The sequence below is a fragment of the Maribellus luteus genome, assembly GCF_003576475.1.
Lineage (GTDB): Bacteria > Bacteroidota > Bacteroidia > Bacteroidales > Prolixibacteraceae > Draconibacterium > Draconibacterium luteum.
The window spans coordinates 50,106-66,781 of the sequence record NZ_QWGR01000006.1; the positions used below are offsets into that span (position 1 = coordinate 50,106).

General features: G+C 44.1%; 14 protein-coding genes. 10 read left to right on the forward strand and 4 right to left on the reverse strand.

The window, feature by feature from the left end; genetic code table 11:
• The first annotated feature begins 13 nt into the window (after nt 1-13).
• From D1614_RS12130 to murI, 5 genes are all read left to right on the forward strand, one after another.
• The gene (locus tag D1614_RS12130) at nt 14-526 is read left to right on the forward strand and encodes an OmpH/Skp family outer membrane protein (RefSeq protein ID WP_119438216.1); all 513 of its coding nucleotides are present in this window, start codon (nt 14-16) and stop codon (nt 524-526) included.
• Between the two features lie 43 nt (nt 527-569).
• Nucleotides 570-1,094 carry an OmpH/Skp family outer membrane protein gene (locus D1614_RS12135; protein ID WP_119438217.1) on the forward strand — a complete coding sequence of 175 codons (525 nt, stop codon included), beginning with the start codon at nt 570-572 and terminating at the stop codon, nt 1,092-1,094.
• Between the two features lie 371 nt (nt 1,095-1,465).
• Nucleotides 1,466-2,107 carry a porin family protein gene (locus D1614_RS12140; protein WP_119438218.1) on the forward strand — a complete coding sequence of 214 codons (642 nt, stop codon included), beginning with the start codon at nt 1,466-1,468 and terminating at the stop codon, nt 2,105-2,107.
• Nucleotides 2,108-2,415: 308 nt separating this feature from the next.
• Complete coding sequence (locus tag D1614_RS12145; RefSeq protein WP_119438219.1) at nt 2,416-4,227, forward strand: glycosyltransferase; 1,812 nt, start codon at nt 2,416-2,418, stop codon at nt 4,225-4,227.
• An 11-nt stretch (nt 4,228-4,238) separates the two neighbouring features.
• A complete protein-coding gene (gene murI, locus D1614_RS12150; protein WP_119438220.1) occupies nt 4,239-5,069 on the forward strand; it encodes a glutamate racemase in 831 nt (276 codons plus the stop codon).
• 38 nt (nt 5,070-5,107) lie between these two features.
• Here the strand turns inward: murI and D1614_RS12155 are convergent, their stop codons facing one another.
• From D1614_RS12155 to D1614_RS12165, 3 genes are all read right to left on the reverse strand, one after another.
• Entirely contained in the window at nt 5,108-6,196 is a 1,089-nt protein-coding gene (locus tag D1614_RS12155; protein ID WP_119438221.1) for a phosphotransferase enzyme family protein, read from the reverse strand.
• A 39-nt stretch (nt 6,197-6,235) separates the two neighbouring features.
• A complete protein-coding gene (locus D1614_RS12160; protein ID WP_119438222.1) occupies nt 6,236-7,135 on the reverse strand; it encodes a nucleotidyltransferase family protein in 900 nt (299 codons plus the stop codon).
• 244 nt (nt 7,136-7,379) lie between these two features.
• Nucleotides 7,380-7,895, reverse strand: a complete 516-nt coding sequence (locus tag D1614_RS12165; RefSeq protein ID WP_119438223.1) for a gamma carbonic anhydrase family protein — start codon at nt 7,893-7,895, stop codon at nt 7,380-7,382.
• A gap of 410 nt (nt 7,896-8,305) precedes the next feature.
• Between D1614_RS12165 and D1614_RS12170 the strand changes: the two genes are divergently transcribed.
• Together D1614_RS12170 and D1614_RS12175 are read left to right on the forward strand one after the other, a co-directional pair.
• A complete protein-coding gene (locus tag D1614_RS12170) occupies nt 8,306-10,144 on the forward strand; it encodes a 2-oxoacid:acceptor oxidoreductase subunit alpha (protein WP_119438224.1) in 1,839 nt (612 codons plus the stop codon).
• A 2-nt stretch (nt 10,145-10,146) separates the two neighbouring features.
• A complete protein-coding gene (locus D1614_RS12175; RefSeq protein ID WP_119438225.1) occupies nt 10,147-11,199 on the forward strand; it encodes a 2-oxoacid:ferredoxin oxidoreductase subunit beta in 1,053 nt (350 codons plus the stop codon).
• A gap of 73 nt (nt 11,200-11,272) precedes the next feature.
• Here the strand turns inward: D1614_RS12175 and D1614_RS12180 are convergent, their stop codons facing one another.
• Nucleotides 11,273-12,598: an outer membrane protein assembly factor BamB family protein gene (locus D1614_RS12180; RefSeq protein ID WP_119438226.1), complete on the reverse strand. Its 1,326-nt coding sequence runs from the start codon at nt 12,596-12,598 to the stop codon at nt 11,273-11,275.
• Nucleotides 12,599-12,720: 122 nt separating this feature from the next.
• Between D1614_RS12180 and D1614_RS12185 the strand changes: the two genes are divergently transcribed.
• The 3 genes from D1614_RS12185 to D1614_RS12195 all read left to right on the forward strand — a co-directional run bounded on the left by D1614_RS12185 (nt 12,721) and on the right by D1614_RS12195 (nt 16,581).
• Complete coding sequence (locus tag D1614_RS12185) at nt 12,721-13,281, forward strand: Tll0287-like domain-containing protein (protein WP_119438227.1); 561 nt, start codon at nt 12,721-12,723, stop codon at nt 13,279-13,281.
• A gap of 430 nt (nt 13,282-13,711) precedes the next feature.
• The gene (locus tag D1614_RS12190; RefSeq protein WP_119438228.1) at nt 13,712-14,923 is read left to right on the forward strand and encodes a glycosyltransferase WbsX family protein; all 1,212 of its coding nucleotides are present in this window, start codon (nt 13,712-13,714) and stop codon (nt 14,921-14,923) included.
• A gap of 125 nt (nt 14,924-15,048) precedes the next feature.
• A complete protein-coding gene (locus tag D1614_RS12195) occupies nt 15,049-16,581 on the forward strand; it encodes a sulfatase family protein (protein WP_206610004.1) in 1,533 nt (510 codons plus the stop codon).
• Nucleotides 16,582-16,676: the final 95 nt, after the last annotated feature.

Consider the following 16,676-nt stretch of genomic DNA (forward strand, 5'->3'; position numbering starts at 1 on the left):
AAATTGATTTACCATGAAGAAATTAATTTTGACAACAGCCATACTTATTTCGTTCGTGTTTGCATCGCAGGCACAGAAATATGGTTTCATCGATTCAGAATACATAATGGAGAACATTCCTGCCTATACAGCTGCCCAGGAACAGTTAAATCAGCTGTCGTCGCAATACCAGAAAGAACTGGAGGCGATGCATGCCGAAGTTGAGCAGATGTACCAGGATTTTCAGGCCGAAAGTGTGTTGCTTTCAGAAGATATGAAACGGAAACGCGAAGACGTGATCATCTCGAAAGAAAAGGATTACAAACAACTGCAACGGAAGTATTTTGGCCCCAGCGGCGATTTGTTCAGCAAACGCCAGGGACTGGTAAAACCGATTCAGGACGATATTTTTAATGCCGTTCAGGAGATCGCAACCGAAGGCAGTTATGCCGTTATTTTCGACAAAGCCGGAGGCACTACTTTGTTCTTCACCAATCCGAGGTACGATTTGAGTGATCAGGTTTTACAAAAACTCGGATATAAGTAAAATAAAATTATATTTGCAAGCAAAAATTTAGACCACGCTAATTATGAAAGATTTAATGAAATTACTCGCAGTGCTCCTGTTTACTGTAACCGCTGCTACTGCTGCTAACGCACAGACTTTGAAGTTCGGACACATTGACCTGCAGGGACTGATACAAGTAATGCCCGAGAGAACGACTGCTGAAGAAGAATTCAATAAATTCCAGGCCGAATTGGAAGAGATTTTGGGAGATATGCAAACGCAATATCAAACCAAATTAGGCGAATTTGAACAATTGGGTGCCGATGCTTCTGAAATTAAAAGAAATGCAAAGGTAACTGAGATTCAGGAAATCCAGCAACGTATTCAGAACTACCAGGTAACTGCTCAGCAGCAACTTCAGCAAAAACAAGGCGAACTTTTACAGCCGGTTTTCGACAAAGCTGAAAAAGCCATCGAAGAAGTGGCCAAGGAAAAAGGTTTGATCTACGTATTTGACGCAGGTGTGGCCAACCGTACCATTCTGTACAAATCAAATCAAAGCCTGGACCTGCTTCCCTTAGTAAAAGCAAAATTGGGAATTCAGTAAGCAATTTCCTTTAAGATATAAAAGCCATCCGTCAGCCGACGGGTGGCTTTTTTTATGACCAATATCCTCAAGGTATCGAAGAGACTTTCGCTATCGAAGCGCTCAGCAGTTTAAACCCGTTTAGCGCCTGTTTTCGAACTGAAGGAAAGAGTGCTAGAACGGTTACACACTCGCCGGATTCTTCAGATCGTTTTTGAGATAATCGGTCGCTGTTTTCTTGAATTTTATGTTTATTTTTAATCCGCTGGTTAACAGAATATCAACCAAAACCCGATGCATTGAAAACAATACCAGGTAAAGCCGAAAGCCCTTTAAACCCTTTGCTGGCGCGGATAATAACAACCTTGCAGTAAAACCTAAAAAACAAGCATATGAAACGAATGATGACCACCATCGGATTAATTGTGTTTGCCGCAGTTTATCTGAAAGCACAAAGCCTTGAGCTAGGCGTAAAAACAGGCGTGGGCATGGCCGGCACCCGCATTACCACGCTTCCTGAAAACGTAAAGCATTCGGATATTTTTTCCCCGGTGCTGTCGTACAGTGTAAACGGAAGCCTTTGTTACCAAAGCAAAGGATGGTTGGGAATTACCGCCGAACCCGGAATTGTAAAGAAAGGCTGGTTGACGAACAAAGGCGAGGAGCTTGAAAATAAAATACGCTTACACTACCTTCAACTGCCTGTTTTGGTCGACTTCCATGCGACTGACAAATGGGTGTTTTCCATAGGCCCCGAGCTGAATTACCTCGTAAAGGCAACAAATAAATCGGCGTACGGAACAGAAAATATTACCGACTTAAACCGGAAATCGGAGCTGGCAGCGGTGATCGGGTGTGCCTATAAATTGGGCGGTAAGCTCGAGCTTGGCCTGCGTTACAGCCACGGACTAACGCAAACATCCGACAACGTGTTTTGGGCCGGTGAGACGCAGGGCGACAGTCAACCAGAAATGAAGGATTACAATCAATACCTGCAAATGTATCTGAAAGTGAACCTGAAAAGGCTGCGGTGAGCGTGATCCCGTTTCAGCGCGTGGGCCAACAGATTGGCTTTGGGGCGATTTTCCTAGCTTCAGATAATAAATAACCGCCAAAAACTCGCAAATAAAGGGCCACTTGTTGTACAACAGGTGGCTTTTTTTCGTCGGGCAGGTGCTTGCGGGCATCTATCTGGTTGATATTCCACAACATCGCAGCAGTAAGGCTTTCAGTAAAGTTTTTCGGTATTTCGTGTTGTTCGGATAGACGATATCAATTATATTTAATGGCAGTAATAATGTACTTTGCAAGGCCTTTTCAATCATGTCTAAAACTTTACGAAATGGAAGATAACGCAGCTCTGAATAATACGAAACTATTTGAGATAGCCTGGGAGGTTTGTAACCAGGTGGGAGGAATTTATACCGTAATACGCTCCAAAGTGCCGTCGGTGATCAAGAAATGGGGGGTTGACAATTATTTTTTGGTCGGTCCTTATTTTGAGGAGCAGGCAGCTGCGCATTTCGATCCGGCAACCGACTACTCAACCCCGATCGGGAAAGCCGTATTGGAGATGCAGTCGAGAGGCTTTGATGTGCATTACGGGAAATGGATTGTTTCGGGACGCCCGAATGTGGTGTTATTTAACCCGTATTCGGTGTACGACAAACTGGGCGAGATCAAGCACTTCCTGTACCAGGATTATCACATTTCGATCCCCGACGGGGATGAGTTGCTGGATAAAGTGGCGGCCTTTGGTTTCCAGGTGAAAGAGTTCTTTCATTATTTATGCAACAATGGTTTCTGCGGCACCAATACCATTGCACATTTTCACGAGTGGATGGCCGGGATTCCGATTCCGGGAATAAGAAAGTCGAACCTGAATGTTAAAGTGGTTTTCACCACGCATGCCACTTTGCTGGGGCGTTACCTGGCCATGAACGACCATGAGTTTTACGACCATCTTCCGTTTTACAACTGGGAGCAGGAAGCCAATAAATTCAATGTGCGCCCTATTGCCGAAATCGAAAGGGCTTCGGCACATGGTGCCCATGTTTTTACTACAGTGAGTGAAGTCACGGCCCGCGAATGTGTATACTTACTCGGACGCACCCCCGACAAAATATTGCCCAACGGACTAAACATCCAGCGTTTTGAGGTTTTGCATGAGATGCAGAACCAGCACGTGCAGATAAAAGACCGGATTCACGAATTTGTAATGGGGCATTTTTTCCAGAGCTATTCGTTCGACCTCGATAAAACCCTGTACTTTTTTACTTCGGGGCGTTACGAATACCAGAACAAGGGCTACGACCTGACACTGGAAGCGCTGGCGCGTCTTAACTGGAAAATGCAACAGGCGGGGTCGGACATGACCGTGGTTTCGTTCTTTATTACCAAGCGGCCGTTCTATTCTTTCAATCCCGAGGTGTTGCAGTCGAGGGCACAGATCGAAGACGTGCACCGCGTAGCTGAAGAGATTAAAGAGCAGGTAGGGAAGCGTTTGTACAATAAAGTTACCACCGCCAGTGGTTCGTATGCATTTCCTGATTTAAGTGAACTGGTGGATGATTACCTGCGGTTGAAACTGCGCCGCAACGTGCAAAGCTGGAAAACCAACAGTTTGCCAAAAGTGGTAACGCATAGCCTGGTGGATGATGCAAAAGATGAAATCCTGAATTTCCTGCGAACTTCCAATCTGGTCAACCATCGTCACGACAAGGTGAAAATTGTATATCACCCCGATTTTATTGCGACTACCAATCCGCTGTTCAGGATGGATTATACGCAGTTTGTAAGAGGTTGTCACCTGGGGATTTTCCCGAGTATGTACGAGCCTTGGGGCTACACACCGCTCGAATGTCTTGCCAGTGGGGTGCCTTCGGTAACCAGTAACCTGGCCGGATTTGGTGATTATGTTGTTAATAACCTGCCTCAGCACGATGAACAGGGAATGTACATTATCGACCGGACCGACGGAAATTTCCACCGGACGGCGGAGGAACTGGCCAACATGCTGTTTGACTTTGTAAACATGACGCGGCGCGAAAGGATTGCCCTTCGTTACCGGTGCGAGGAAGCTTCGATGCACTTCGACTGGTCAAATCTGGGGAAATATTACGACGACGCTTATAAACTTGCCCTGGAGCGCTAACAAAATAGAATATGAAATACGCCCCGATTGGTGTTTTTGATTCAGGATACGGCGGCCTGACAGTTTTGAAAGAACTGGTGGATACGCTGCCTGAATACGATTTCCTGTACCTGGGAGACAATGCCCGCACGCCCTATGGTACCCGTTCGTTTGATGTGGTTTACAAATACACGCTGCAATGTGTGAAATACCTGTTTTCGCAGGGGTGTCCGCTAATAATTATTGCCTGTAACACGGCTTCGGCCAAGGCGCTTCGCAACATTCAAATGCTTGATTTACCCACCCTGGCACCCGACAACCGGGTACTGGGAGTTATTCGCCCCAGTGTGGAGAAAGTAGCAGAAATTACACAAAACGGACATGTTGGCGTGTTGGGTACGGTAGGTACGGTAAGTTCAGAATCGTATCCCATTGAACTGGAAAAGTGGTCGGGTGGGAGAGTGAAGTCAACCGTGCAGGAAGCCTGTCCCATGTGGGTACCCATTGTGGAAAACAACGAAATTGAAACCGAAGGGGCAGAGTTTTTTGTGAAAAAGAACATCCTGAATATTCTTCAGAAAGATAAAACGATCGATACGCTGATTTTGGGGTGTACGCACTATCCTTTGCTGGAAGATCTGATTCGAAAATATGTTCCGGAGCAAATTGAAATATTAAAGCAGGGACACATTGTGGCGGAAAAGCTGACCGATTACCTGGAGCGGCATCCTGAAATGGAAGTGCGTTTGTCGACAGGAGGAAGTATTGACTACCGAACCACTGAATCGGCCGGAACTTTTGAAAGCAAAGCCTCTCTTTTTATGGGACAGGATGTAAAAGCTTCCACCATCGTTTTACCCTAAGAAAAAAGCCATCCGAAAATCGAATGGCTTTGTATCTTTTAACCCGCAAATTCTGTAATTGCCTGTTGCATTTGCCCGTACTGTTCTTCCATGCTTTGCAGAAGTTTGTACTGGGCGCGTGTCCGGATCAGGTTATGCTCGGGCGATTTGGTTTTGTAATAGTTATCGCCGTCAATATAATCCATCAGGAAACGAAGCACCTGTTCGTAGGTGATGTACTTGGCCGAAAAAGCCAGGTATTCCAATTCTTTTTCAGTTAAGAAAGAGCCGGCTTCTTCGAGGTAGCCCTTGGCAAAAGCCTTGTATATTTCAAGGTTCATTGAAACATTGTCGAGGTTCTCGTCATCTTCCAAACCGGTGTTGGTGTAGAAACGCATGGCATCGCCAAAATCGTTCAGAACGGTACTGCTCAGAACAGTGTCGAGGTCGATCACACAAAGAACGTCTCCTTTTTTGTCAAAAAGAATGTTGTTGATTTTGGTGTCGTTGTGGCTGATACGAGTCGGAATAATCCCGTCTTCCACCATTTTCCAGAAATTCAGCATTTCTTCTTTCCGGTCCTCAATCCACGCAATTTCTTCAGCAACCTGTGCTTTTCTTCCCACCGGGTCTTTGCTCAACACGGCATCCCACTGTTTAAAGCGGTAACGAATGTCGTGAAAGCCTGGAAGTATGTTTACCAAAGGTTCATTCAGGTCAGCAACCAGCGACTGGAATTTGCCAATTCCTTTTCCACCGGCGTAAGCCAGTTCCGGAGTTTCGGCAGCATCGTAAGCAATGGTATCATTAATAAACAAGCAAACCGCCCAGTATTCATCTTCTTCGTCCAGAAAATAAAGCTTCCCGTCGTTGGCCGGAATGATGGTCATTGCTTCCCGTAAGGGATCTCCGCCAGCCTGCTCCACTTTCTTTTTGATGTGCAAACAAACTTTCTGGATGTTATCCATCATCGCCGGAATAGGCGAGAAGATATTCTTATTCTTGCGCTGAAGAATGTAGTTGGGAGAATCGCCAACGGTTTTGATGATGAAAGTGTCGTTGATAAAGCCTTCGCCAAGTGGCTTCACTTCTTCAACCTGTCCTTCCAGTCTGAAATTCCGTGCGATTGCGGTTAATTCAATACTCATTAATGATTTCTTTTATTGATTTGTACTATAGTCAGTCAATTACCAGAGCTTCTCAGGATATTCTCCGGCATCGATCAGGTTTCTTATTTTGTTAACAACCAATGGCTTGTCTTCCTTGTAAGTAACACCAAACCAGGGCGAATCAGCTTCCAGCACTTTTACGCTGGCTTCACCGTCGCTAATCAGGTCGAACACCACTGAAGGGATGAACATTTCCGACTTGGGTTTTGAAATTTCTGTTTCGAGGAAATCCACAAAGCGTTTTTCAAGCGTTGCAAAAATAGTGGGTTTGAAGCCCCATATATTCATCGACGCACTTTCGTTGCCTGTGAGCGGTTTTTCCGAACCATCTTCTTCTACCGAGTAGGCAGCCTCCTCTTTTTTGAAGATTTTGGTAGTCTCTACAATTTTAACAAGGTTGCTATTTTTATCCACTTCACATAAACCCCGCGAAACCGATCCGTGGTCAGAAAGGGTGTTTCTAAGTTGGTAACCAACCATTGAATATTCAGAATCGTCAGTTGAAGAAGTCAGGAAATCAGCCATTACCTTGTAAGCGTTTTTTCCATAGAAGTCATCGGCATTCAGAGCGCAAAAAGGTTCTTTAACCGCGCCTTTTGCTACCAGAATGGCGTGGGCGGTTCCCCAGGGTTTTTCACGGCCTTCGGGCAATGTATAGCCTTCCGGAAGCATGTCTAACTCTTGGTACACATAATCAACCTCGATTTTGCCTTCCAGTTTTTTATCAAATTTTTCTTTGAACGCCTCAGCAAAGCTTTCCCTGATAATAAAAACGACCTTGCCAAAACCGGCGCGAATAGCATCGTAGATAGTATAGTCAATAATCGCTTCACCGTTTGGCCCCACTGGCTCAACTTGTTTAAGACCTCCGAAACGGCTGCCCATTCCGGCAGCAAGAATTAATAATGTTGGTTTCATTTTAGTTTGTTATAAGTGATTCATAATCGTAATCCTCATTGGGTGTCAACTTCTTTACAAAGTTTAACACGGAAGGGATGTATCGGATAAGAATAACACAACTACGAAAGAATAAAAAGTTATCGAAAGTAAAAAATATTTTCGGCAGAGATTTTAAAAATATTAAAAAGATTTATTCTTGTTGTGTTATTATTTTTAAATGTAGGTGTATCCAAATGTACTTTCACCTATTTGATAGGTGCAGCTACTCTTTGTACCAACTGGCATACATACTGTAGGCATTGGCAATTCTGTTTACTTCCCCGTGTAATAGCTCCGGGCTGATGTCTTTTACTTTTTTTGCAGGAATTCCGGCATAAACAGTGCCCGATTCAACAATCGTTCCCTTGGTTACAACCGAACCGGCAGCAACAATCGAGTTGCTTTCAATTACTGCATTGTCCAAAATGACGGCATTCATACCAATCATTACATTATCATGCAATGTGCATCCGTGTATTATTGCTCCATGCGCTATGGTAACATTGTTCCCGATATTGGTGGGTGACTTCTGGTAAGTGGCATGAATGGTTGCATTATCCTGTATGTTGGTGTTATTCCCAATTTTTATATAATGAACGTCTCCGCGTAAAACGGCATTGTACCAAACACTGCAATTGTCTCCTATTTCAACATCGCCAATTATGGCAGCTGTTTCTGCTAAAAAACAGTCTTTACCAAATTTTGGATTTTTTCCTTTTAGTTCTTTAATAAAAGCCATTATCTGTATTGAATTTAAATAGAATACAAAAATACGAAAACCCTAAAACTATCGCATATGTCATCATTCACTTGTTAAATAATGATTACATTTGTTTGTCATTTGATTGATCAACCATCAGCAAAATCGGTTCTGAAATTATGATTTATTAGTTTTAGAGTCGTTTTTTTTATGGAATAAACGAAAGATTGTTTTTTTAGTGTGTAAATGAAATTGATCCGTTATTTAGACATGCCATTTGGTAAGTGTATTTTTTAATGGGAGTTTATATACAAATGAAACATTAATAATAGGAACAGAGTAAAGAACTAAAAATGAACGAATATGCTTAGGGCTGGCTAAAATACCCGTTATTTCAGTGCAGTTGAGCAAAATTCCTACACCTTAAATCAAAAGCAATTTTATTAACAATGAAAGAGACCAAAGTAATTGAGCTGGAAGAAGTTGCGATACGGTTTTCTGGAGATTCCGGAGACGGAATGCAGCTTACCGGAACCTTGTTTTCAGATGCTACAGCGCTTCTTGGAAATGATATTTCAACATTCCCCGACTATCCGTCGGAAATTCGTGCACCCCAAGGTACTGTAGGCGGTGTTTCCGGATTCCAGGTACAGTTTGGGCACAAACAGATAAATACTCCGGGAGATTATGCACATGTGCTGGTTGCCATGAACCCGGCAGCTGTAAAGGCAAATGCCCGTTTTATGATGCGGGGCGGAACCATTATTTATGACTCTGACTCCTTTAACGAGAAGAACCTGGCAAAGGCCAATTTCAAAACCGATGATCCTTTTGGGGAACTGGGACTTGAAGATTATCCCAAAATTGCGGTTCCAATTACTTCATTAACTCAGGAAGGCTTAAAGGAATTCGGACTGGATAATAAGAGTATTCTTCGCAGTAAAAATATGTTTGCACTGGGCTTGGTTTGCTGGATGTTTAACCGCCCACTCGAATTTGTGGATGAATTTATCCGTTCCAAATTCAAGAAAAAACCGGTGGTTGTTGAGTCGAATATCAAGGTATTGCACGACGGGTACAACTACGGAATGAACATGCAGCATATGACACCTACTTACCTGGTGCATCCTGCAGAAATTGAAAACGGGACCTACCGCAATGTGAACGGAAACCAGGCAACTGCCTGGGGACTTTTGGCTGCAGCCGAACGTGCGGGGCTGGAACTGTTCCTTGGTTCTTATCCTATTACACCGGCCACTGATATTCTTTCTGCTTTATCGGAAAGAAAAGACCTGGGCGTAAAAACCTTTCAGGCTGAAGACGAAATTGCCGGAATTGCTTCTGCCATTGGCGCCGCATTTGCCGGCGATTTGGCCGTTACAACCACATCGGGGCCAGGTTTGGCTTTGAAATCGGAAGCGATCGGCCTGGCGGTTATGGCAGAGCTTCCGCTGGTGATTGTAAATGTTCAGCGTGGTGGTCCATCAACCGGACTTCCTACAAAAACGGAACAGTCGGATCTTTTGCAGGCGCTTTACGGACGTAATGGCGAAAGCCCCGTTGTTGTATTGTCTGCCAGTACGCCTTCTGATTGTTTTTACTATGCCTACATGGCTTCTAAAATAGCTCTGGAACGTATGGTTCCGGTTATTCTTCTTACCGACGGATTTTTAGGGAACGGAAGCGAACCCTGGAAAATTCCGAGTGTGGCAGAATTACCTTCCATCACACCTCGTTTAGCTAAAGATGCAGAAGCATTTCAGCCATACAAGAGAGACGAAAAGACACTTGCACGCGAATGGGCTTTCCCTGGTATGAAAGGATTTGAACATCGCATTGGCGGATTGGAAAAGAATGTTACCGGTACGGTTAGTCATGATCCTGAAAACCACCAGGTGAATACTGAGATCAGAGAAGAAAAAGTTCAGCGCGTAGTTGAGCTGGTTCCCGATCTGGAAGTTTGTGGTGACGAAGAAGGCGACGTATTGGTAGTGGGCTGGGGTGGTACTTATGGTCACCTGATCAGTACCGTGCGTCAGTTACGTTTGGAAGGCAAAGATGTAAGCCTGGCACATTTCAACTACATAAAACCGCTTCCAAAGAATACCGAGGAAGTTTTCAGCCGTTTCAAAAAGATTATCGTTTGCGAGCTTAACATGGGACAGTTTGCCGGTTATTTGCGCGATAAAATGCCCGGATTTAATTATTTCCAGGCCAATAAAGTGAAAGGCTTGCCATTTACGGTGAGTGAGCTGAAAGAAAGTATCAACAAATTGCTGGAGGATTAATCATGACTGATCTGAAATACACGATAAAAGATTTTAAAAGCGAAAATGAAATCCGGTGGTGTGCCGGATGTGGCGACTTTGCCATTATAAACGCCGTACAACGTGCAATGGCCGGTTTGGGCATTCCGCGCGAAAAGTTTGCGGTTATTTCCGGTATCGGTTGTTCTTCCCGTTTCCCGTATTATATGAGTACCTATGGTTTTCATACAATTCACGGACGTGCAACAGCTGTTGCTTCGGGGGTAAAAGCTGCCAATCCTGAACTGAGTGTTTGGGTAATGACCGGCGACGGAGACTCGATGGCTATTGGTGGGAACCACTTTATTCACCTGATTCGTCGTAATTTCGATATGAATGTGGTGGTTTTTAACAACCGCATTTACGGATTAACCAAAGGGCAGTATTCGCCTACTTCGGAGCGTGGTTTTGTAAGTAAAACTTCGCCGTTCGGAACAGTGGAAGATCCGTTTGTTCCCGGACAGTTGGTGATTGGTGCGCGCGGAACATTCTTTGGCCGCTCCATCGATGGAAACCTGAAACTGAGTCAGTCGGTTTTGGAAGGTGCTGCAGCACACAAAGGAACCTCGGTGGTGGAAGTGCTGCAAAACTGTGTGATCTTTAACAACGGTATTCATGCTGCCATTACCGACCCAAATCACCGTGCCGACCGTCAGTTGATACTGGAACATGGCAAGCCAATGCTTTTTGGTGAAGAAAACGACAAAGGGCTTATTTTTGACAAAGGCAAGTTGAAAGTGGTGAAGATAGGTGAAAACGGCGTGAAGGAATCGGATATCCTGGTTCACGATGCTTGCGAAGAAGATCCTACCTTACATTTGGCACTGATCAACATGAAGTTGCCCGATTTTCCGGTAGCTTTTGGTGTGATCAGAAGCGTTTCCGCGCCTGTTTACGACGTGGAAATGGAAGCTCAGATCGAGGAGGTTCAGCAAACATGTAAAATTAAGAACGTAGATCAGTTGCTACGTTCAGGAAACACCTGGGAGGTAACCGGCAATGAAAACGGTAAAGGCTCAGACCCTAAATGTCAGTAAGAAAGTTTTAAGATAATTATAGAAGGCTCTGTCGTTTGGCAGGGCCTTTTTTACTAGTGCCTTTGTCGACTGCTTATTTCCCGACACAATAAATGTTTTTAACTCCTTTTAAAATATATGCATCATTTGTGGCAGCTATGGATGACCAGAATTTGTCATCGATTGAATGAGAGCTAAGGACCTCAAACGTTCGACCAGGTTTTAATACATAGGTAAGGCCTTTTTCATCGTAAAAATAAAGCCGGTCATTGCAAATCCAGGGTGAAGCCCAGCAAGCGGCCGATTTTCCAGCACTCTTTTTGTATAGCCTTTCTCCGCTGGTGGCATCAAAACACGAGATTTCACCTCCGCGGTCGGAAAGCACGTAAAGCAAGCCGTTGTAAAGAAGGGGCGAAGGATAACAAAGGCCTGCCAGAGAATCGGACCAGGCAACAAATTCGCTGGTGCTTTCTCCAGGCGCCGGAGAAATGTTGCCTTCGGCTCCTGCCTTAACTGCGTATAGCGAACCTATGTCGCGCGGTCCGCCCGATAGTCCCAGATATATCTTTTCCTTGTCAAAAACGGGTGAAGCTACGGCTCTGCCTTTTTCAAAAGCCAGTTCCCAAATCAGTTCTCCGTTTTCCGGATTGTACGAACGCGCCAGCGACCCGAGGGTGACCAATTCTGTTCGCTGCGTGTTTTTCCAAATAACAGGTGTGGAATAAGTCGTTTTCTCATCGCGTGCCACTTTCCACTTTTCTTCGCCCGTAAGTGCGTCCAAAGCCACCAGAAAAGAACTTTCTTCGTTGTCGACCAAAACAAACAAAAGCTGCTTGTAAAGCACAGGCGAAGAACCGGTTCCCCAGCCCCTTTGTGTTTCATAGGCTCCGAGGTCTTTTTCCCAGACAAGGGTTCCGTTTAAATCATAGCAATATACTCCGTGCATACCAAAGCAAACATATACGTGTTTCCCGTCGGTAACGGGGGTTTCGCAGGCGTAGGTACTTCCGGCATGTTTTGTTATCCGCGGTTTTCCTTCGCGCGAAACAACGGTCCACAGATTCTTGCCGGTATTCAAATTCAGACAGGTTAGTTGCCACTTGTAAACATCTTCCGGTTGCGACGGCAGTGTTTCGTTCTCTTTAATGGGGGCTTTTTCTACCAGCACAGCAGATGAGTAAAAGACTTTGTCACCAAAAACGATGGGAGACGACCAGCTTTCCCCATCCATTGCTTGTGTCCAGCGGATGTTTAAACTGTCGTTCCATTCGCTTGGCAAATCTTTTCCGGCAACGATCATATCTGCTCCTGCCCCCCTGAACTGGGGCCATTCATTAGTAGTACACGCTGATAGAAAAAGTAAAATTCCCGTTGTTATGAATAAAATAGTTACGGGAAGTCGGTGGTGATTTCTTTTCATAGTTGTCGGTTAAGAAGTTGGTTTTGTGCATAAATTTATCAAAAAAACAAAAGCAGACAATAGCTTGTCTGTTTTGGAAATAACACCGCATTTTGATACATTGGTTAACTAAAAAGAATAATATGAAAATAATGCGGGTTACATGTATTTTATTGTTGATGGGCTTGTTGGCATGTCAAACAAAACCGGGTATTTCGCCTGAATCTTATCAGAAATTTCAGAAAGAAGGAGATGCGATTACTTCGCAGGTGCAGGGTGTTTTACTTTCGAATGTTGCCGGTGCCATTCAAAAAGGAGGAACTGAACACGCCGTTGAATTTTGCAACATCAAAGCCACTACTTTGGTGGATAGTTTGAGCCAGGCCTTTTCCTGCAACATCTCGCGGGTTTCAGACAGGAACCGAAATCCGGAAAATACTTTGAATAAAACCGAAGCCGAACTTTGGAAACTGTTTGCAAAGAATCCTCAGGCTGATACTTTGCTGAAGGTCAATAATAAAATCACCTACTACAAACGCATTAATACTGCCATGCCTGCCTGTTTAAAGTGCCACGGCGATCCGGTAAATGACATCAATGGCGCTACTTTGGAAAAGATTCAAACTTTGTATCCTCAGGATCTGGCAACCGGATACAAACTGAACGATTTCAGGGGATTGTGGAAAGTTGAGTTTACGGATTAGCTTTTGCCGCACCTCATTTAGGTTCTAAAAACATTTCAGGAGGAGAAGTATGAAGTTGTGCTAAAAAGTCGAACTTCTAGGTAGGTTTTCCTTTTTCTTGGGCTGTCCGGATATCAAAAAGATGATTAAAAAACATCAATAACGGATAGCACAGGATGCAAAGTATATTTGTATTTAATTTCTTGTTATAGCTTATGACAGAATTACTCCGGTAATTATTCGGAGTGTCAACGCATTGGTTACATAATAAATTGAATTCTGTGAACGTCGGCAAGGTAACGACATGTGCAGCGAAATTGTTTTTTATCGAAATAATTGATTCTAAGGAGCTGATATTCCCGACGTTTGGTAAACTAGGACGGTTGTCATCCTTTGATATTAAACTAAGGTTGCTGAATTAAATAACGAACATTATACTAATCTGACAAGCATGAAAAATAGAGGTACTTTTATCGGAAAAGCAATGGCATTGCTTATTGTTCTGGGAAGTGTGTTTCCCGCACAATCGCAGCAAAAGAAAGAAACACCGCAAAGCGACTACTATGTAGCGGCGTATGTTTGGCCTTCGTGTCATGACGATCTGTTGGGAAGGGAAAAATTATGGTCGGAAGGGATTGGCGAGTGGGAAGTGATAAAAAAAGGGAATCCTCGGTACGAAGGACACTACCAGCCCCGCCAGCCGCTGTGGGGCTATGAGATGGACAATGATCCCGAAGTGGTGGAACGCTGGATCGATGTTGCCACCGACCACGGAGTGAATGTTTTTGTTTACGACTGGTACTGGTACGAAGAAGGTCCGTACCTGGAAAGTGCACTCAATGATGGTTTTCTGAAAGCAAAAAACAATTCGAAAATGCAGTTTTACATTATGTGGGCGAACCACGATGTAAAGCGTAATTACTGGAATTACCACCGCTACGGTGACGATACTTCCATTCTTTGGGATGCCAAAGTAGACCGGAAGAATTTTGAAATTATTGTTGACCGTGTGATCAACCAGTATTTCAAACAGCCCAACTATTTCAAAATTAATGGCGAACCGGTATTCTCCGTGTTTAGTATTCATAAATTGATGGAAAGCTTTGGTGGCAGCGCGCAGGAAACCCGTAAAGCGCTCGACTATTTTAGAGACGAAGTAAAGAAAGCCGGTTTTCCCGGGTTGCATATTCAGTGGAATCAGGGCGGTGGTTCAATTATGTCGGACGAAAAAGCCAAGGAATTCCGTAAAAATGTGGATGCGATGGGCTTTAACAGTGTAGCCATGTACAATATGGGGGGAATGAACGAAGATTACCTTGTGTATGGCGCCAACTCGGTTAAAATTCGTGAACAGATGAATGAAATTCTGGACGTGCCTGTTTTCCCTTGCGTATCAATTGGCTGGGACGATACGCCACGCTTTCCGGCCAAAGGAATAAAGGACGTAGTGCATTATCACAACACACCCGACAGTTTTGCCGCCTTACTTTCGAAAGCAAAAAAATATGCCGACAAGCATCCGGACCAGCCCAAACTGATTACCATAAATGCCTGGAATGAATGGGTGGAAGGAAGCTACCTGCTGCCCGATATGCTGAACGGTTTTGGTTATCTCGAAGCAGTAAAAGAGGTGATGGTTGATGGCAAATACGATAAATATTAGCTTATTCGGTTGTGACCTGAAATCAGGAGGATGTTGTTTTTGATCCGTATAAAACGCTTATCGGAATTTCTGATTGGGGTGAAATTCATCATCCGTTAACGTCTTATTGACAGAAGTATAAAATTATGAAGAATAAAATTTTTAACGTCAACCTGTTGTTGAAAAGCTGTTTGCCTGGATCATTGTCAAAAAGAAGTTTCTGTAGCAAAGAGATGGACAAGAATAACAGTATCCATTCATTCAAATACCTGGGAGTGTTGTTGATCATTCTTTTTTCTGGCTTTAGTTTTGGGCAGGCTGTTTCCAAAAAAGTACAGCGTCCCAACATTGTTTTTGTATTTGCCGATCAGTGGCGGGCGCAGAGTACCGGGTTTGCCGGAAATCCGGATGTAGTTACTCCAACCATCGATAAACTGGCTGAAAAATCTGTTGTTTTCACAAAGGCAGTTGCCAATATGCCGGTGTGTTGTCCCTACAGGGCAAGTTTGTTAACCGGGCAGTATCCGTTAACCCACGGGGTGTTTATGAACGATGTCCGGTTTAATCCGAACGCCAACACAATGGGGAAGATTTTTAAAGCGGCCGGTTACAATACTGCCTATATCGGGAAATGGCATCTCGACGGAAATGGACGATCGGCGTATATTCCCCCAAACAGAAGACACGGGTTCGACTATTGGAAAGTGTTGGAGTGTACCCACAATTACAACAATTCCTTGTACTATTCAAACAATGATATCGTTCCTTCCAGGTGGTCAGGATACGACGCACATGCCCAAACACTGGATGCGATGAATTACATACGTGAGCATGCGAATACCGATCAGCCTTTTCTGCTGGTATTGTCCTGGGGACCTCCTCATGCACCTTACCAAACCGCCCCTGAAAAGTACCGCGAAAAATACCGTGATGTCTCCATTCGTTTGCGTCCGAATGTGCCTTCGGAATTTGCCGAGAAAGCGGAGAATGAACTAAAAGGTTATTATGCGCACATCAATGCATTGGATGATTACCTGGATATGTTGTTAACAACGCTGGAACGCGAAAATATTGATGAGAACACGATTTTTGTCTTTACATCCGATCATGGAGATATGATCTATTCTCAGGGAAAGATAAAAAAGCAACAGCCATACGATGAGTCGATAAGAGTTCCCTTCTTGCTGAGGTATCCTGAAATTCACCAAAACACAAAAAAGCTGGTTGAAGAGCCATTTGGGACGCCCGATATTTTACCAACGCTGCTTGGATTAGCTGATATTGATATTCCAAAGACAATTGAAGGCAACGACTATTCGGATGTCGTGAAAGGAAAGAAGAAAGGGATTGATAATACGGCGTTGATCTCATGCGTTACTCCTTTTGGCCAATGGGGCCGGAACTATGGAGGTGTTGAATACAGAGGCTTGCGGACAAGCAGGTATACCTATACCAGGAAATTGGATGGCCCCTGGCTGCTTTTCGATAATGAAAAAGACCCTTATCAGCAAAATAACCTGATTGGAAACCCGGGATACTCAAAGATTCAACGGAAGCTCGAAAGAGAATTGAAACAGAAATTGCGCAAAAACAAGGATAAATTTCTGCCCGGTGAAGAGTACATAAAAAAGTGGGGATACGAGGTGGATGAAACCGGAACAATCCCTTACGAACTGTAAATAAACTCAATCCTGATCACTTAGGATGAGGGGTATCTGGATTATGAACAGAGCTAGATAATCTGTAGAATAAGCCTGTCGCCAAAGTTTCCAGG